Origin of the sequence: Nocardia arthritidis NBRC 100137 (assembly GCF_001612765.1) — a bacterium.
Lineage (GTDB): Bacteria > Actinomycetota > Actinomycetes > Mycobacteriales > Mycobacteriaceae > Nocardia > Nocardia arthritidis.
Genome location: NZ_BDBB01000022.1, coordinates 31,739 through 48,986, shown reverse-complemented (window position 1 = coordinate 48,986; position 17,248 = coordinate 31,739). Strand labels below are relative to the sequence as shown.

Annotated in this window: 15 protein-coding genes; 6 read left to right on the top strand and 9 right to left on the bottom strand. The window is 70.4% G+C overall.

From position 1 onward, the window contains the following. Positions 1-23: 23 nt before the first annotated feature. On the bottom strand, positions 24-1,610 hold the full coding sequence (locus tag NA8_RS17870; protein ID WP_084466891.1) for a DNA polymerase Y family protein: 1,587 nt from the start codon (positions 1,608-1,610) through the stop codon (positions 24-26). A gap of 322 nt (positions 1,611-1,932) precedes the next feature. Then, positions 1,933-2,721, bottom strand: a complete 789-nt coding sequence (gene imuA', locus NA8_RS17860) for a DnaE2-dependent mutagenesis accessory factor ImuA' (RefSeq protein ID WP_063051520.1) — start codon at positions 2,719-2,721, stop codon at positions 1,933-1,935. Between the two features lie 550 nt (positions 2,722-3,271). On the opposite strand from imuA', the gene NA8_RS17855 reads away from it, so the two are divergent. Next, a complete protein-coding gene (locus NA8_RS17855) occupies positions 3,272-4,393 on the top strand; it encodes a serine/threonine-protein kinase (protein ID WP_063051519.1) in 1,122 nt (373 codons plus the stop codon). A 33-nt stretch (positions 4,394-4,426) separates the two neighbouring features. Here NA8_RS17855 and NA8_RS17850 read toward each other — a convergent pair whose 3' ends face one another. Together NA8_RS17850 and NA8_RS17845 are read right to left on the bottom strand one after the other, a co-directional pair. Further along, entirely contained in the window at positions 4,427-5,062 is a 636-nt protein-coding gene (locus tag NA8_RS17850; RefSeq protein ID WP_040865043.1) for a response regulator, read from the bottom strand. Positions 5,063-5,183: 121 nt separating this feature from the next. Continuing rightward, positions 5,184-6,512, bottom strand: a complete 1,329-nt coding sequence (locus NA8_RS17845) for an ATP-binding protein (protein WP_084466897.1) — start codon at positions 6,510-6,512, stop codon at positions 5,184-5,186. Between the two features lie 218 nt (positions 6,513-6,730). Here NA8_RS17845 and NA8_RS17840 point away from each other — a divergent pair, with 218 nt between their 5' ends. The 3 genes from NA8_RS17840 (at position 6,731) to NA8_RS35550 (ending at position 8,897) form a co-directional block, all read left to right on the top strand. Next, positions 6,731-8,455 carry a PspC domain-containing protein gene (locus NA8_RS17840; RefSeq protein WP_439957393.1) on the top strand — a complete coding sequence of 575 codons (1,725 nt, stop codon included), beginning with the start codon at positions 6,731-6,733 and terminating at the stop codon, positions 8,453-8,455. Next, the gene (locus tag NA8_RS17835; protein ID WP_063051517.1) at positions 8,448-8,660 is read left to right on the top strand and encodes a hypothetical protein; all 213 of its coding nucleotides are present in this window, start codon (positions 8,448-8,450) and stop codon (positions 8,658-8,660) included. Before NA8_RS17840 ends, NA8_RS17835 begins: the two co-directional genes overlap by 8 nt. 102 nt (positions 8,661-8,762) lie before the next feature. Continuing rightward, the gene (locus NA8_RS35550) at positions 8,763-8,897 is read left to right on the top strand and encodes a hypothetical protein (protein WP_281032503.1); all 135 of its coding nucleotides are present in this window, start codon (positions 8,763-8,765) and stop codon (positions 8,895-8,897) included. Between the two features lie 57 nt (positions 8,898-8,954). Here NA8_RS35550 and guaA read toward each other — a convergent pair whose 3' ends face one another. Further along, a complete protein-coding gene (gene guaA / locus NA8_RS17830) occupies positions 8,955-10,529 on the bottom strand; it encodes a glutamine-hydrolyzing GMP synthase (protein ID WP_063051516.1) in 1,575 nt (524 codons plus the stop codon). Positions 10,530-10,648: 119 nt separating this feature from the next. Here guaA and NA8_RS17825 point away from each other — a divergent pair, with 119 nt between their 5' ends. Continuing rightward, a complete protein-coding gene (locus NA8_RS17825; protein ID WP_063051546.1) occupies positions 10,649-11,449 on the top strand; it encodes an alpha/beta fold hydrolase in 801 nt (266 codons plus the stop codon). Positions 11,450-11,578: 129 nt separating this feature from the next. Here NA8_RS17825 and NA8_RS17820 read toward each other — a convergent pair whose 3' ends face one another. Both NA8_RS17820 and guaB read right to left on the bottom strand, forming a co-directional pair. Next, positions 11,579-12,742 carry a GuaB3 family IMP dehydrogenase-related protein gene (locus tag NA8_RS17820; RefSeq protein ID WP_063051515.1) on the bottom strand — a complete coding sequence of 388 codons (1,164 nt, stop codon included), beginning with the start codon at positions 12,740-12,742 and terminating at the stop codon, positions 11,579-11,581. Positions 12,743-13,037: 295 nt separating this feature from the next. Then, positions 13,038-14,582, bottom strand: a complete 1,545-nt coding sequence (gene guaB, locus NA8_RS17815; protein ID WP_281199074.1) for an IMP dehydrogenase — start codon at positions 14,580-14,582, stop codon at positions 13,038-13,040. Between the two features lie 224 nt (positions 14,583-14,806). Between guaB and NA8_RS17810 the strand changes: the two genes are divergently transcribed. Next, entirely contained in the window at positions 14,807-15,220 is a 414-nt protein-coding gene (locus NA8_RS17810) for a DUF5319 domain-containing protein (protein WP_039795739.1), read from the top strand. 232 nt (positions 15,221-15,452) lie between these two features. Here NA8_RS17810 and NA8_RS17805 read toward each other — a convergent pair whose 3' ends face one another. Further along, positions 15,453-16,607 carry an anti-sigma-D factor RsdA gene (locus NA8_RS17805; protein WP_063051514.1) on the bottom strand — a complete coding sequence of 385 codons (1,155 nt, stop codon included), beginning with the start codon at positions 16,605-16,607 and terminating at the stop codon, positions 15,453-15,455. Beyond that, positions 16,600-17,178, bottom strand: a complete 579-nt coding sequence (locus tag NA8_RS17800) for a sigma-70 family RNA polymerase sigma factor (RefSeq protein ID WP_040864971.1) — start codon at positions 17,176-17,178, stop codon at positions 16,600-16,602. The genes NA8_RS17805 and NA8_RS17800 overlap by 8 nt, the downstream gene beginning before the upstream one ends. Between the last annotated feature and the right edge of the window lie 70 nt (positions 17,179-17,248).

Below are 17,248 nucleotides of genomic sequence, written 5' to 3'. Positions count from 1 at the left end.
CGGGCGTGTAACTGTTGTGGCCGTCAGTCGTAAAGTCCCTCGGCGCGCCAGGTTTCGGCGCGGTAGACCAGCAGCAGCACTCGGCTGGGAGCGGGGGCGTCGTCGAGTTGGACCTGGGCGCGGGCGGTGAGTTCCGCGTCGTCCGCATCGGGCGCCCACCAGCGTTCGTCCACCGGCCACGGGCCCGCCCAGCCGATCAGCCGCCACTGCTTGCTTCCCCAGCGCAGCAGGGCGGGCTCGGCGTCGAACATGGCGCGGTCGGTGACCTTGACTGGCGCGCCGTCGGCGGCTTCGAGCCGCACCAGCGGGCGGTTCAGCAGGAGCACGGCGGGGGCGGGCTCGGGCAGCCGGCCCGGCCAGGGCTGCGCGGGGTCGGCCGCGGGGACGAGTTCGTCCCCCAGCGTGACCATGGTGATTCGTTCGGCGGGCCCGCGTCCGCCGCTCAGCACGCCGACCCGCACCGCTTCCCCGCCCAGCAACCCTTGCACCCGGATGAGCGCGCGACGGGCGCGCTCGTCCTCTTCCCCGGCCCCGCCCCACAGGCCGAGTTGCAGCGCGCCCGCCGTGACCACCTCGACAGGTTCCAGCCGCAGCACGGTGATCGGCGCGGTGGGCCGCGCACCGTCGCGCCGGGTGAGCCAGCCGTCCAGTTGCCAGCGCACCCGATCCGCCGTGTCCTCCGGGGTGAGCGGCTCGGCGCAGCGCCAGATCCGCGCGAGATCCTCCCCCGCCGCGGTTTCCGCGTGCACCGAGAGCCTGGTGCAGGCCAGTCCGGCATCCGCGAGCGCGCTGTGCAGCCGGGTGGCGAGCAGGCGACCGGCGAAGGCGGCCGCGTCGACCCGCTCGATCGGCGGATCACAGCGATACTCCACCACCAGATCCGGCGGCGGCTGCCGGGCGGACGGCGGACGCTCCGGCTGGGCCCTGGCGCAGCGATGCGCGAGCACCGCGTCGCTCCCGAACCGGGAGGCGACCTCCGCCGCGGAGAGCGCGGCGAAATCACCGATCCGCCGCAGACCCAAGCGGTGCAGCAGATCCACCAGATCGGCGCGTTCCGGGGCGGCCAGGCTCGGCTCCACCGCGAGTTCCCCGATCGGCAGCTGCGCGAGAAACCGCGCACCCGCCCCCACCGGCACGATCGCGGCCCGCCGGGCGGCGATCACCGCCGTGGACAACTCGTCGGCGATCCCGATCTGCGCTTCCGCCCCGGCCGCGGCCACCGCGTCGACCAGGCGCTCGGCCGCCGCCTCCTCGGACCCGAAGAACCGCGCCGCACCGCGCGCGGCGAGCACGAGCAGCCCGGGGCGCAGGACCTCCACACCGGGCACCGTCGCGGCCACCGCCGCGACCAGCGGTTCGAACAGCCGCGCGTCCCGGTCCTGATCCTGCTGCGCGAGCAACAGCTCGGGACACCGGGCCTGCGCCTCTCGGCGCTTCAGGCCGCGGCGCACCCCTTCGGCTCGAGCGATCGCCGAACAGGCCGCCACCCGGTTGGCGAACAGCACCGCCACCGGCCGCGTCGCGGGCAGTCCCGCCGACGCCGCCGCGGCGACCGCGGGCCAGTCCGGGCACCACAGGGCGAGCACCCGCTTCGACCCCGGCCGGATCACGGCGACGAACGACCTTCGTCCCCCACGGGTCCTCGAAGGCACACGATCCCGGTGGAGTCATTCGCCGCATCGTGCGACATGCACTCCGAATGGCGGACACGCCACCGGATCCGGCGGCCCGGATTCTCCCCCGCGTGCTCGCGGCCGCCCATCCTCATCGACGGATCGCGCCAACCGTGCCCGAGACAGCCGGCGCCACCGGCGCCGAATCGCTCGGTCGGTGCGCCGGAGCGGATCGGCAGCGACCGGACCCGACAGCGGCGAACCGGAGCCATCGGGCGAATCGAGACGACCGGAGAAGCCCCGCAGCGGGCCGACGCACTCACGAGACCGCCTCCTGCGTGTCGGCGACTTCGGCTGGCCGGGCGGACTTCTCGCGCAGCACCCATTCCACGCGCCCCGCATTCGGGCACAGATCCAGCCGTCCGCGCCGGGGCGGTCCCGCCTTGCCACGCACCTCGACCGTCAAGCCGAGCGAACGCAAGCGTCCGCGCCCGCGGCCGAGACCGACATAACCCGCGATGCGGGCGTCGAGCTGGAGGGACGCGCCGGGCCAGCGACCGTCGGCGACCACGAGGGTGGCGCCCTTGTTGCGGGCGCGGGCCGCGAGCACCCGACTGCGAGCGGGCGCGACGGCGCCGCCCCCGAGTCCGAGCACGACCAGATCGAGCCCGTCGAGCAGCACCGCGGCCACCTCCACCGGATCGGGACCCGGCTCGGCGATCACGGCCAGCCGCCGCAGCTGCGCCCCCATCTCCACCGCGGCGAGCAGACCGAGCCGGGGCATGCCGACCACCGCGGCATGCCCACCGCCCTCGGTTACCGCGGCGAGCAGACCGGCCAGCAGCGAACTCGCCCCCGTATAGGCCACCACGGAACCCTTGGGCAGGCCACCATCGGGCAACAGGGGTGCGAGCGCCGCTGGCACCGGCAATGCCGCGCGGCGCGATTCGGCGCCGAGCGGAACCCGCTGCGCTGCCGATTCACCACGCCCCGGCACTGCGGCCATGCGTCTGCGCAGTTCAGCCAGGGAGGGAGCATCCTCCCGCCCACCATCGCGCCGCAGCGCGCCCCGATTCACCCCTCCCTGCGATATCGCATCCGAACCCATCTCAACCACCCACTTCCCACGATGGACCCGAGGGCGAAGCATGCGGGGCCGCCCTCGATTTTCGAGTACAGCACCGATTCAGCTATCGATTGATATCGAATATACGTTCGATACTGACCCAGTAGAAACCGACCCCCAGGTTTCGTCAAGAGCGCAGGGCTCCGTGTCGCTCCGAACGGTGCGTCGAGCGGATTCCGGCCAGCCGGATGGGCATGTCGAGCCCGGTCCGCGAGCAACCCGCAGGGCCCCCACCAGGCGGTCGCGCCGTCCCTCCGAGGTGAAAGTTCCCCGTCTCGGCAAACCGACCACGCGACCGCTGCGATAGACCGGAAATCCGCGGACCCCTTCCGAGTGACGTGATTCTCCATGCGAGGAGCGAACCGGCGCGCGCCCGGCTACCACGCCCGGCGCCCATTCATCGGTATGGTGTGTGGCACGCATCCCGACCGAACGTCAGCGAGCGGGCGCGGCACATGGACGTGCCCCGTGTCTCGCCTATGCGCGAACACGAATCAGGCCAGCTAGCCTCATTTTCCGCTACCCTGCACCCGTGACCGAACGCGCTCGTCCCACTGTCGGCCCCCAATATCTCGTCGCAGGCCGCTATCGCCTCCAGTCGAAGCTGGGCGGCGGCGGCATGGGCGCGGTCTGGCTGGCGCACGACCGTCTGCTCGACCGGGACGTCGCGATCAAACAGGTGCTCACCACGGCCGGGCTCGGTGAGGCAGAAGCGGAGGCGGTCCGCAACCAGATCCTGCACGAGGGCCGGGTCGCCGCGAAACTCTCGCACGACCACGCGATCGCCGTATACGACGTGGTGCTCGAGGCCGGTGAGCCCTGGCTGGTGATGGAGCACCTGCCCTCGCGCAGCGTCGCGAAGGCGCTCGCGCTGGTCGACACGCTGCCGCCGATCGAGGTCGCGCAGATCGGCGCCCAGGTCGCCGACGCGCTCGCCGCCGCGCACGCGGTCGGCATCGTGCATCGGGATATCAAGCCGGGCAACATCCTCGTCGCCGACCGCGGCCCCGGCGTGGGTATGGCGAAACTCAGCGACTTCGGCATCTCCCGGGGTGCGGGCGATCTGTCCGACGAACCGGACGGCGTGATCACCGGCACCCCCTCCTATCTGCCCCCCGAGGTGGCGCGCGGAGCCCAGCCGACCAAGGCCAGCGACGTGTTCTCCCTGGGCGCCACGCTCTACACCGCGATCGAAGGGCAGCCGCCGTTCGGCTTCGACGAGGACAGCGACGTCATCGTGCACCGCGCCGCCATGGCGCAGATCATCCCGCCGACCCGCAGCGGTGTGCTCACCCAGGCCCTGCTGCACATGATGGAGCCCGCGCCGCAGCGCCGCCCGACCATGGCCGAGGCGCGCGACGAGATCCTCACCGCCGCTTTCGGTCCCGGCACCGGCCCGCACATTCTCGGCGCGCCCGTCCGCACCGAGGACGGAACCATCCCCTCCTGGGCCGCGCGCAATTCGGCGTCCGGGATCCGCAGCCCGCACTCCACCCCGCTGCCCCGCCCGCACCGCAACCACGCGGGCGCGACCGCGGCCGCTCCCCCGCAGCGCGCCAGGAATCCCCAGCCCAACAATGCCCCTCTCGCCATCGCAGTGGGACTGCTGATCGGCCTGATCATCATCATCGGGATCATCGTCGCCGTCCTCTGATATCCCCGCGCCGCACCGGCAGGCGCGCGGCCTTCAGTCGATGCGGCGGCGGTGGGCCCAGCGGGTCAGAGCGTTGCGGTTGGACTGCTGAGTCTTGCGCAGCACGTTGGAGGCGTGCGTTTCCACGGTTTTGACGGAGATGAAAAGGGATTCGGCGATCTCGCGGTAGGTGTAGCCGCGCGCGAGCAGGCGCAGCACCTCCAGCTCGCGAGGGGTCAACGAGTCGAGTTCGGGGTCCAGGGGTGGTTCGGGTACCGGAGACCTTCCGGTGAACGAGTCCAGCACGAAGCCGGCCAGGCGTGGGCTGAAGACCGCATCGCCGCCCGCAACCCGGCGGATGCCGTCGGCCAGCTCGGATCCCGAAATCGTCTTCGTCACGTATCCTCTGGCCCCGGCCCGGATCACCGCGATCACGTCCTCGGCCGCATCGGACACGCTCAGCGCCAGGCACACCGGCCCCGGCTCGATGCCGGCCAGCACCGCCACCCCACCGCCGTCGGGCATGTGCACGTCGAGCAGGACGACGTCCGGGCGCTCGGCGTTGATCCCGGCCACCGCCTCCGCCACCCCGCCTGCCTCCCCGACCACCTCCATGTCCGCCTCCCGGCTCAGCTCAGCACGCACACCCGACCGGAAAACGGCGTGATCATCGACGAGAAAGACCCGCACGGCCACCTACTTCTCCTAACCGACCTTTGACCCCCAACCGGTACCACACTCATCCCCCACGCGCTCCTCGCGCACTCCACGGCAACCGCGCGGACCGAGCCGGTTCGCGAGAAACGGACGACTAGCGCACGGCGCCCGCGGCGGGGGCGGGCTCTTCGTCGTGGGCGGGGCAGCCGGAATCCGTGCGCGCCATGATGATCCGGACCTCGGTGCCACGTCCCGGCCTCGACAGGATGTCCACCTGACCGCCGCGGCGCTCGATCCGGCCGCGGATGGATTTGGCCAGGCCGCGGCGATCCTCCGGCACGGACGCGAGGTCGAAGCCGGATCCGCGGTCACGCACGAAGACGCTCACCTGATGCGGCTCGACCTCGGCGAACAGATCGATCTCCGGAACGCCCGCGTGCTTGGCGGCATTGACCAGCGCTTCTCTGCTCGCGCCGAGCAGCGCGGTGAAGTGCTCCTTCGGCAGACCGGATCCGGAACCGTCGATGTCCATCGACACGTCGCCGACGGTCACCGGTGCCACCTTCACGCCGTGCTGGTCCTCCACCTCGCCCGCGATGGTCCGCAGGGCCGCGGCCAAGCTCGACTGCGCGGGCGCGGAATCCTCGAACAACCATTTCCGCAGTTCCCGCTCCTGGCTGCGGGCCAGCCGCAGCACCTCCTGCGGGTCGTCGGCCTGGCGCTGGATGAGCGCGAGCGTCTGGAGCACGGAATCGTGCAGGTGTGAGGCGATCTCCTCGCGTTCCTCGTTGCGGATGCGGGCGGCGCGCTCGGCGTTCAGCGCGCGCATCATGCGCAGCCACAGCGGAACCGTCAGCAGTCCGGCGCCGACCAGCGTGACCGCCACCGCGAGCAGCGCAGAGCCGAGTGAGCTGAGATCGATCCGCGCCAGCACCACCACACCGAGGCCTGCCACGATCAGCGTCGCACCGGCGACGATCCGGGACCAGGTGATGACCGAGGGCCGTGCGGGTAGCCCGAGCAGCGAACGCGGCCCGTCGACGTCGTACTCCCGCCACACCAGCGCCGCGCCGACCGCCACCACGATGATCGGCGCGATCACCTTCGCCGCCGTCCCGCTGAACACCCATGACACGGCGACCGCAAGGCCCAGCCCGAGCATGGCTAGCCCGATCGCCTGCCGCCGCTCGGCACCGGAAGGTTTCGACTGGTCCGCCCCACCGGGCGTGAAGATCCACAGCAGCCCGTAGGCGGCGATGCCCGCCCCGGCCAGCGCGCACAGCAGCACGAACGCCATCCGCACCTTGAACACGTCGACGCCCAGATGGTCGGCCAGACCGCCCGCCACGCCGCCGACGACCCGGCCACCCGAGCGGCGGAACATCCGCGCCTGCGGCGGCCCGGAGACCGGCGCGGGCGCGGGGGCCAGTCCGCGCGCGGCGTCGAACCCCCGAGTGTCGAACGCGGGAACAGACGGGTACATGTCTTCGATACTGCCCGACAACGCAGCTGCCAGCCATCCGGATTCACCCTGATCTCGGGCAGCGACACCCGCGCCGACCAGGGCAGAAGCGGCCGGATCAGCGAAACTCTGCATAGCTGAACAATTGCTACATCAGTGGATCGGTCCAAAGTGTTCAGGCCGTTTTTCAGGGTTCCCCCCGATGCGCCGATTCCGCGGGGCGGCACACCATGGGAGACATGACGAAAACGAGCTTCGGCGACCAGGTCCAGCAGATATGGCAGACCCGGCCGATCCGATTGCCGCGCCAGGGGCCTATCGCGGGCGTCGCGGCGGGGTTCGCGCGGCGCTACGAGATCGATCCGGTGCTGGTTCGCGTCGCGTTCGTCGTCTCGACGATCTTCGGCGGCGCGGGCCTCGTGCTCTATCTGCTGGCCTGGCTGCTGCTGAGCGCGGCGGGCGATCAGGCGTCCGCGGCCGAATCGCTGGTCGGCAAGGGCCACAGCTCGCAGTCGCAGACCAAGACCATCGTGCTGATCGTGGCGCTGGCCATCGCGGTCAGCACGATGGGCCCGGTCGGTGTCGGTCTCGGCGGATCCGGCCTGATCAGCCTCGCGCTGATGCTGGCGGGCTGGTGGATGCTGCATCTGCGCACACCCAACCCGCCACCCGGAACCACCGAGGCGTTCGGCGGATTCGCCCCGGACGGCGGGATCACCGCCACCGGCTACCCCGGTGCAGTCTTCCCGCAGGGCGCGACCCGGACCGTCGGTGACCTGTACGTGCCGCCGACCTCCGTGTACACGCCGTATACCAAGCTGCCGGAGACGTATGTCCCCGAGACGCCCGTGCACGCCGCGAACGGCGATGCGGCAACGGTCCCGCTGCACAAGCCCGCCGCCGAGGAGCAAGCCGCCGACCCCGCGACCGTGGTGCTGGACAAGTCGGCGGCGCCGACCACCGGCGGGGCCACCGAGGCCGAACCGGGGTCGTCTACCGGCGAGCGAACCGAATCGGGCGCGGCCGCCATCGGCCCGGACGGTCCGGACGCCTCGATCGGTGACCGAGCCGGATCGGCTCCGGCTGCCATCGGCCATGCCGGCGAAACAGGACCGGAGTCTTCCGGCAGCGTCGAGCACCACGCGCTGAGCGCCTCGGATGGCGCCATATCCACCGAGCGAGCGTCTCGGCCCGAGAGCCCGGTCTCCCCAGGCGATACCGGCACCCGAGCGCCCGGCCACACTCCGAGCCCACGCCGCCCCGCCGCCGCTCACCCCGCGATCATCGGCGGCCCGACCCCACCGTCCTGGGACCCGCTCGGCGTCGCCCCGCTCGCCTGGGACCTTCCCGACCCCGCACCCGCCCGCACCGTCGTCGCTCCGCCGCAGAAGCGTCCGCGCTCGCGCCTGACGCCGGTGGTGCTCGGCCTGGCCATCCTGGCGGCGGCGGGTGCGGGTGCGGCGGCAGCCTCGGGCGCGGAGTGGATGACGCCCGGCCGGATCGCCGCCGCGGCGCTGGCCGTGATCGGTCTGGGCCTGGTACTCGGCGCGTTCCTGCGGCGCGGCTACGGGTTGCTCGTGCTCACCGCGCCGCTCGCGGGATTCGTACTGCTCGCCTCCGCCGTCGGTCCGGTCGAGTTCGATCAGGCCGCGATGGGCAACCACACCTGGGCGCCCGCTTCCGTCGCCGAACTGGCGTCGAACTACCAGGTGACCATGGGCTCGGGCACGCTGGATCTGCGGTCGGTGAAACTGACCGAGAACCGCACCGTGGACGTCGATGTCCGGATGGGCGAAGCCCGCGTCCTGCTTCCGGCGGACATGACCGTCCGCACCCGCTGCACGGCGACCATGGCCGAGGCCCTCTGCACCGACGGCATCAGCGGTCCGAATACTCCCGGCGCGCCGGTGCTCGAGCTGAACGTCGACGTCCGCGCCGGAAACCTGGAGGTGCAACGTGGCTGAGACCGAGCGCGAAGAGACGACCGATTCCCGCCGCGGCCCCGCCGCCTCGCTGCTCATCGCGGGTTTGCTGTCCATCGCGATCAGCGTGTGGGCTTTCGTCGGTCCGGCGTCCTGGCCCGCAGCCAGCATGATCCCGATCGGTTGGATCGTCGTGATCGCCGCGATCGTCATCGGCATCCTGCTGGTGATCTCTCCCCGCAAATGACCGCACGGCCCGTCCATCCGGACGGGCCGTGCCACGTTCATCCCCAGCGATCACTCGGGCCGGACCGCACTCCCCCTGATCGTCGTACGACAGGAGAATCGAATGAACCCCGACGAACCCACCGATCCGGCGCGTCCCACCGCGCGAACCACACCGCCGGATCCCCGCCCCGGCAGCGCCAACGGTGCGCTGCTGGGGCACCTGATTCTGCACAGCGCCTTCCACCGCCCCCGCTGACCTCGTCCGCGGCCCAGGTGACGACGAGCCGCTATCGCCGGGTGGGCGGCCGGGAGATCACTCCCACTCGATGGTGCCCGGCGGCTTGCTGGTCACGTCCAGGACCACGCGATTGACCTCCGGCACCTCGTTGGTGATCCGGGTGGAGATGCGTTCGAGCACCTCGTAGGGCAGCCGGGTCCAGTCGGCGGTCATGGCGTCCTCACTGGAGACCGGGCGCAGCACGATCGGGTGACCGTAGGTGCGGCCGTCACCCTGGACACCGACGCTGCGAACCTCCGCGAGCAGCACGACCGGGCACTGCCAGATCTGTCCGTCCAGACCGGCCGCGGTCAATTCCTCGCGGGCGATGGCATCGGCCTGGCGCAGCGTCTCCAGCCGGTCCGCGGTGACCTCACCGACGATCCGGATGGCCAGACCGGGCCCGGGGAAGGGTTGGCGGGCAACGATTTCCTCGGGCAGACCGAGTTCGCGGCCGACCGCGCGCACCTCGTCCTTGAACAGCAGCCGCAGCGGTTCGACGAGTTCGAACTCCAGGTCGTCGGGCAGGCCGCCGACATTGTGATGGCTTTTGATGTTGGCGGTGCCGGTGCCGCCGCCGGACTCGACGACGTCCGGATAGAGCGTGCCCTGCACCAGGAACTCGACCTTCGGCGTCGCGCCGTCGGCCTCGCCGTGCTCGAGCACCACCTCGCCCACCGCGTCCTCGAAGGAGCGGATGAACTCCCGGCCGATGGTCTTGCGCTTCTCCTCGGGATCGGTCACGCCCTTCAACTCGCCGAGGAATTTGTCCACCGCGTCGACGGTCACCAGCTTGGCGCCGGTCGCGGCGACGAAATCCTGCTGCACCTGCTCGCGCTCCCCCGCCCGCAACAGACCGTGGTCGACGAACACGCAGGTCAGCCGGTCGCCGATGGCACGCTGCACCAGGGCGGCGGCGACGGCGCTGTCCACCCCGCCGGACAGCCCGCAGATCGCGTGCCCGTCACCGATCTGCTCGCGCACCGAGGCGACCAGCGAGTCGGCGATGTTCGCCGGAGTCCAGGTGGAGGGGATGCCGGCGAGCTCGTGCAGGAACCGGCTCAGCACCTGCTGGCCGTGCGGAGAATGCAGCACCTCCGGGTGGTACTGCACACCGGCCAGGCGGCGCGCGCGGTCCTCGAACGCGGCGACCGGAGCGCCCGCGGTGGTGCCGGTGACCTCGAAGCCCTCCGGCGCGTCGGTGACCGCGTCACCGTGGCTCATCCACACCGGCTGAATGGTGGGCAGGCCGCCGTGCAGCAAACCGCCATCGATGTTCAGTTCGGTGCGCCCGTATTCGCGGGTGCCGGTGTGCGCGACCGTGCCACCGAGTGCTTGGGCCATCGCCTGGAAGCCGTAGCAGATGCCGAAGACCGGCAGTCCCAGCTCGAACAACCGCGGGTCCAGCTGCGGCGCGCCCTCGGCGTACACGCTGGCCGGGCCGCCGGACAGGATCACCGCGAGCGGCTGCTTGTCGGCGATCTCCTCCACCGTCGCGGTGTGCGGAACCACCTCCGAGAACACGCTCGACTCGCGAACCCGCCGCGCGATCAGCTGGGCGTACTGTGCTCCGAAGTCGACGACGAGGACCGGTCTCTGGGTTTGTGCCACCCACCCAGTTTAGTGAGCGGCGAAACGAGCGAATCATCGGCACAGCGCCCTCGCGCGGGAGGCGAGCCGACCGCCCGAATCGTCACCCGTTGCCGGGCCGGCTGGTTATCCTTCTGCTCGTGCCCTTCGCCCGCGCGATCGATGCCGACATCCATTACGAGGACAGCGGCGGGGACGGCCCGGTGGTACTGCTGGCGCACGAGTTCTTCATGGACCGCACCATGTTCGCCGCCCAAATGGCCGCGCTCGCACCGGAGTTCCGGATCGTCTCCTGGGATGCCCGCGGCCACGGCCGCACCAGGGACGAGGGCCTACCCTTCACCTACTGGACCGCGGCCCGCGACGCGCTGACCATCCTCGATCATCTCGGCGCCGAACAGGCCGTCATCGGCGGCACCGCCCAGGGCGGCTTCACCGCGCTGCGCACCGCCTTGATCGCGCCGGAACGCGTCTCCGCTCTGATCCTGATCAGCACCGAAGCGCACGGTCCGACCCCGCAGCAGTCCACCGCAACCCGGAAATTCCTCGAAGAGTGGTACGACGACGGCTCCCGCGAACGGGCCGTGCACCAGCTGGCTTCCTGGCTGATCGGCGACGACGAGTGGTACCGCCAGATCTGGACCCAGCGATGGTTGGTGCGCGACCGTCGCGGCATCGAAGTCGCGGCAGGCTGCCTGCTCAGCCGGGATTCGGTGCTGGATCGCCTGCGCGAAATCGCTTGTCCCGCTCTGGTGATCCACCCCACCCACAGCGGCATGGGCCGCGAACGCGCCCAGGAACTGGCTCACGGCCTGTCCGGCGCCACGTTCATCGAGATCGCGGACGCCCGACTGGCGGTGACGATGACCCACCCCGAACCGGTGAACCACGCGATCCGCCAATTCCTGCGCGCCAGAACGAAACCGACCCGCGTGCGGTGAATCCACCCAGGCGAGCGTCAATCGAGCAACGGGAACCGTTGTGGCGCCATCACGAACGAAGCATGCGCGAGAAGCGAATCTTTACGAGCGCCGTTTGCAGCGCCGCGGGCGCTGCAAATCGAACACACCTCAGGCGCGCACGCTGAGGCCGACCTTCTGGAATTCCTTCAGATCCGAGTAACCGGCCTTCGCCATCGAACGACGCAGTCCACCAACGAGGTTCAGCGATCCGAACGGATCGTCGGACGGCCCGAACAGCACCCGCTCCAGGCTCGGACGCACCGTGTCGCCGACCGGCTCGCCACCGAGATCCCAGGGATCGTCGACATGCAGCATCGACCCGCGCGGCACCGACGGGTGCGCGGCCGCCGACGGCCAGTACCAGCCGCGGCCCGGCGCCTCCGCGGCGACGGCGAGCGGAACTCCGAGCATGGCGGCGTCCGCGCCGCACGCGATCGCCTTGGCCAGCTGCCCCGAGGTGGCGACGTCACCGTCCGCGATGACGTGCACGTAGCGGCCGCCGGTCTCGTCCAGGTAGTCGCGGCGCGCGGCCGCGGCATCCGCGATCGCGGTGGCCATCGGCACACCGATGCCCAGCACCTCACCGGTGGTCGTCGCGCCGGCGTAGGAGCCGTAGCCGACGATGACACCCGCCGCCCCGGTGCGCATCAGGTGCAGCGCGGTGCGGTGATCGCTCACGCCGCCCGCGACCACGGGCACATCCAGCTCGGCGATGAAGGTCTTCAGGTTCAGTGGCTCACCGTCGCCGACATGCTCGGCGGAGATGATCGTGCCGTGCACCACAAGCAGGTCGATGCCCGCCTGCAGCAGCGCCGGGGTGAGCGTGCGGGCGTTCTGCGGGCTCACCCGCACCGCCACGGTGACACCGGCGGCGCGGACCTGCGCGACCGCGGCGGCGAGCAGGTCCGGCTGCATCGGCGCGGCGTGCAGTTCCTGCAGCAGCGCCACGGCGCGCTCGTAGCCGCCCTTGCCGACCAGCTCGAGCAGCTGGTCGATCTTGGCACCGACATCGGCGTGCCGCGCCCACAGACCCTCGCCGTTGATCACGCCGAGCCCGCCGAGGCGGCCGAGCTCGATGGCGAACTCCGGCGATACCAGCGCGTCGGTGGGATGCGCGAGAAACGGGATCTCGAAACGGTAGGCATCCAGCTGCCAGGACAGCGAAACCTGCTTCGACGAGCGGGTCCGGCGCGAGGGGACGATGTCGACGTCGTCCAGCTCATAGGTACGCCGGGCGGTCCGGCCCATGCCGATCTCCACCATGTCGCGCACGCGAAATCTCCTTGTCTAATGTGCAGCGCCTGCGGCGCTGCGTATTCGCGGCCCCCTCATGGCTCGTGTCCGAGCGGGCGAGACTCGCGACTTCGTCGCATGCGCTTCGCCCACTCGGACACGAGCCGAGCCGCGAACGGCGCTCGTAAGACTCGCGCCTCCAGTGGTCATTTACGGGGCAGGCGGGCAGCACGAAACGCGCCGCCGGCTACCGTCCAGCCTGCTCACCGCCACAGCCGGTCAGCCAGCTCTTATCATGCACGGACCGGTTGGTCCTGTACATGAACCTAGTGGGCTAGCCGCGTCCCGTGTAGTTAGGGGCCTCGACGGTCATGGTGATGTCGTGCGGATGGCTCTCCTTGAGGCCCGCCGCGGTGATCTGCACGAACTGGGCCTCCTGCAGATGCGCGATCGACTGGGAGCCGGTGTAGCCCATGGCGGCGCGCAGGCCGCCGACCAGCTGGTGGATCACCTGGTTGACCGGGCCGCGGAACGGCACCCTGCCTTCGATGCCCTCGGGGACCAGCTTGTCCTCGGCCAGCACGTCGTCCTGGAAGTAGCGGTCCTTGGAGAACGACTTGGCCTGGCCGCGCCCCTGCATGGCGCCCAGCGAGCCCATGCCGCGGTAGCTCTTGAACTGCTTGCCGCCGACAAGGATCAGCTCGCCCGGCGACTCGGCGGTGCCAGCGAGCAGCGAGCCGAGCATCACGGTGGACGCGCCGGCGGCGATGGCTTTGGCGATGTCGCCGGAGAACTGGATGCCGCCGTCGGCGATCACCGGGACGCCCGCGGGCTTGCACGCGGCGACCGCCTCCAGGATCGCGGTGATCTGCGGCGCGCCGACGCCCGCGACGACGCGCGTGGTGCAGATCGAGCCGGGGCCGACACCTACCTTGACCGCGTCCGCGCCCGCTTCGACCAGGGCCGACGCGCCCGCACGTGTCGCCACATTGCCGCCGACCACCTGGATCCGGTCGCCGACCTCGGTCTTCACCTTGGTCACCATCTGCAGCACCTGCGCCTGATGACCGTGCGCGGTGTCCACCACCAGCACGTCGACGCCCGCGTCGGCCAGCGTCATGGCACGCGACCACGCGTCCTCGCCGACACCGACCGCGGCGCCGACCAGCAGGCGGCCGTCGCGGTCCTTGGTCGCGTCGGGGTACTGATCGGTCTTGACGAAGTCCTTGACGGTGATCAGGCCGCGCAGCCGCCCGTTGCCGTCGACGATCGGCAGCTTCTCCACCTTGTGCCTGCGCAGCAGCCCCAGCGCGGCCTCGGCGGTCACGCCCTCCTGCGCGGTGATCAGCGGAGCCTTGGTCATCACGTCGGCGACGCGGCGGTTCTGGTCCACCTCGAACCGCATGTCGCGGTTGGTGATGATGCCCACAAGCGCACCGGTCTCGTCCACCACCGGAAGCCCGGAGATGCGGAACCTGGCGCACATGGCGTCGACCTCGGCGAGGGTGTCGTTCGGGCGGCAGGTCACCGGGTCGGTGACCATGCCGGCCTCGGACCGCTTGACCGTCTCCACCTGGGCGGCCTGGTCGGCCGCCGAGAGGTTGCGGTGCAACACGCCCATGCCGCCCGCGCGCGCCATGGCGATCGCCATCCGCGCCTCGGTCACCGTGTCCATGGCCGAACTGACCAGCGGGGTGCGCAGACGGATCTCCCTGGTGAGCCGGCTGGAGGTCTCCACGGAACTGGGGATGAGATCCGAGGCGGCAGGCAGCAACAGCACATCATCGAATGTGAGGCCGAGCATGGCGATCTTGTTCGGATCGTCGCCACCCGTAGGAGGGCGGACTGCGAGTCGTTCGCCCGGTACGGGATTACTCATTCGGATCGACCCCTCCTGGACGTCGATAGCGACCGGCGCAGGCATAACCTGCGCCGTGACGGCTGATGGGATGGACGTGGTTCGGCGGCGGTGCGGTCGGGACCCGCCGTAGCCTGTGCTCCATGGTATCTGTCCGGTGAACTCGCCGACGAAGTGAGCCCACCACCGAAACTGGCGGGCCGCATCGCTGGCGCAGACCACCCTGTTCTGCGTACCGTGGGGATGTGCGTGACCATCTACCACCTGGCTTGCCGCCGGATCCGTTCGCCGGAGACCCCTCCGACCCGTCCGCCGCGCTCGACGCCATCGAGCCCGGCGAACCGCTGGATCCCCACGAGCGCCTTGCGGTCGAGGAGGATCTCGCCGACCTCGCGGTCTACGAGGCGCTGCTGGCCCACCGCGGCATCCGCGGCCTCGTGGTCAGCTGCGAAGACTGCAGGCAGGACCATTACCACGACTGGGACATGTTGCGCGCCAACTTGCTTCAGTTGCTGGTCGACGGCACGGTCCGCCCGCACGAGCCCGCCTACGACCCGACGCCGGAAGCGTACGTCACCTGGGATTACTGCCGGGGCTACGCGGATGCCTCGATGAACGAGGCTTTCCACGGCGACGGGTTCGACGGATTCGACGGCTGAGACCGGCCTCACCGATACGCACGCGGGCCTCGCGAGGCGCGCGTACCCATCCCTTGCCGATGTGATTCTCGACGCACACACTCGCTTCGGCAAGCGGACATCGAGGCCCCGTCGCGGGCCGACACGCCGATGAATCACGGCCCGATGCCTCGCTGCACAGAGCGGCACCGCAAAGACAAAAACCGACCGCCTTGCCGGCGATCGGCTCTTGCCCTGTCCGATATCGCGTCTATCAGCGACCGGGCGGCACGAACGACCCCGGGTTGGGGATGACGGGCACGCTGAAGGTCGGCGGCTGATTGTTGTTGTTCGTACCGGTGTTGCCCGGCGTGGGCGCGGTGGGCGGCTGCTGCGGCTGCGGCGCCGACGGATTACCGGTGTCCGCCGTGGGCCCACCGGTGGGCGGCGGCTTGACCTCCGTGACCGGCGGCTCCTGCGGAACCGTCGGTTCCACGGTCGCCGGCGGCTGGGTGGTCACCGGCGGGACCGTGGTGACCGGCGGCGCCGTGGTCGGCGCGCCGCCGCCGTTCGAGGTTCCGCCCCCGTTCGGAGCGGTGGCATCGACCGTGGTCGAAGGCTTCGTCGCATCGCCCGGCCGCTGCACGATCGTGGATGTGCCGCCGGTCGACTGGTTGGGCTTCGTCGTCGCACTTGTGCCGGGGGTGGCGCGCGGATCGGTGGTCTTGGGCATCGTCGATTCGAGCTGGTCGGCCAGTTCCGGTTCCACCTCGCGCAGTGCCGCGAGCAACCGCTCCCACTCCGCCATCAGATCGGCGCGCTTATCCGGATCGCTGACCTGCGCGGCGTTCTCCTTGGCCCGCTCCAAGCGCACCTTCGCCTCGGCGGGATTCTGCGTGACCAGCGTCGACGCCTCGTTCAGATCGTTGCCCGCACGCTGCACCACGGTGGTCTGGGCCTGCTCGCTGAATACCACCTCTTTGACCCGCCACAGCGGATCACCCGGCTCCGCGTTGTACGAGAACGCCGTCATGCCGCCGAAGACCAGGGCCAGCGCGGCCGCGGCGCCCATGATCGGGCGGAGAAGCCTTAGTCGCCCGCCGCTGTGCGCCCCGATGCGAACCTGCCGCGCGCCGATCTCCTGGTTCACCGCGGCCACGATCGCATCCAGGTCCGGTTCGGCCGGCATCGGAGGTGCGATCAGTTCCGCTCGCCAATCCGCGAGCAACGTCGCGAGCTGATACTCCTCGGCGCTGTCGGTGTGCACCGGACCATCGCTGGCGATGGCGTCGATCAGAGCATCGTCGCGGCGTACCGCGGCGATGTCGACCGGGCCGGTGTCCCCGGACGCCTCGGCGTAGGGACCGCTGTTTCGCGATCCAAGCCGCGCCTTCCAGTCACCCCGACCGCGCTCGCCATCCCTAGCCATACATTTCACCTGCCCTCGCCACTTGTGACTTGAGTTTCGCGAGTGCCCTGTGTTGGGCCACCCGGATCGCACCCGCCGTACTGCCCACGGCGACTGCGGTTTCTTCCGCTGACAAACCCATGACCAAGCGCAGGATCAAGATCTCTCGGTGCTTCTCGGGAAGCGTCGCGAGCAAACGGTTCATCTGTCTGCTCGTCTCTGATTCGAGAGCTCGTTGTTCCGGTCCCTGGTCGGTGGATATGACATCTGGTACTTCGGCCATCGCCTCCGCCTTGTTACGGGCGGCATTGCGATGAGCGTCGGCGACCTTGTGCGAAGCGATCCCGTAAACAAAGGCCATGAAGGGCCTGCCCTGGTCTTGATACCTGGGCAAGGCTGTCATCACAGCCAGGCAAACCTCCTGCGCAACGTCGTCCGCGGAGAGCTGCCCACGCTCCGCGGCTCCGATCCGCGCGCGGCAGTAGCGCACCACCAGCGGGCGGATCATCTCCAGTACCTGAGCTAAAGCGGATCTGTCGCCCTGCGCAGCGGCAGCGACGGCGAGGTCCAACTCTTCGCCCGTGTGCGTCATCGTCAGAGATATTCCTGGCGTTACAAGTGGCACGGTCCGGTGACGACCAGTGCTTCCACCGAAGGGGCGG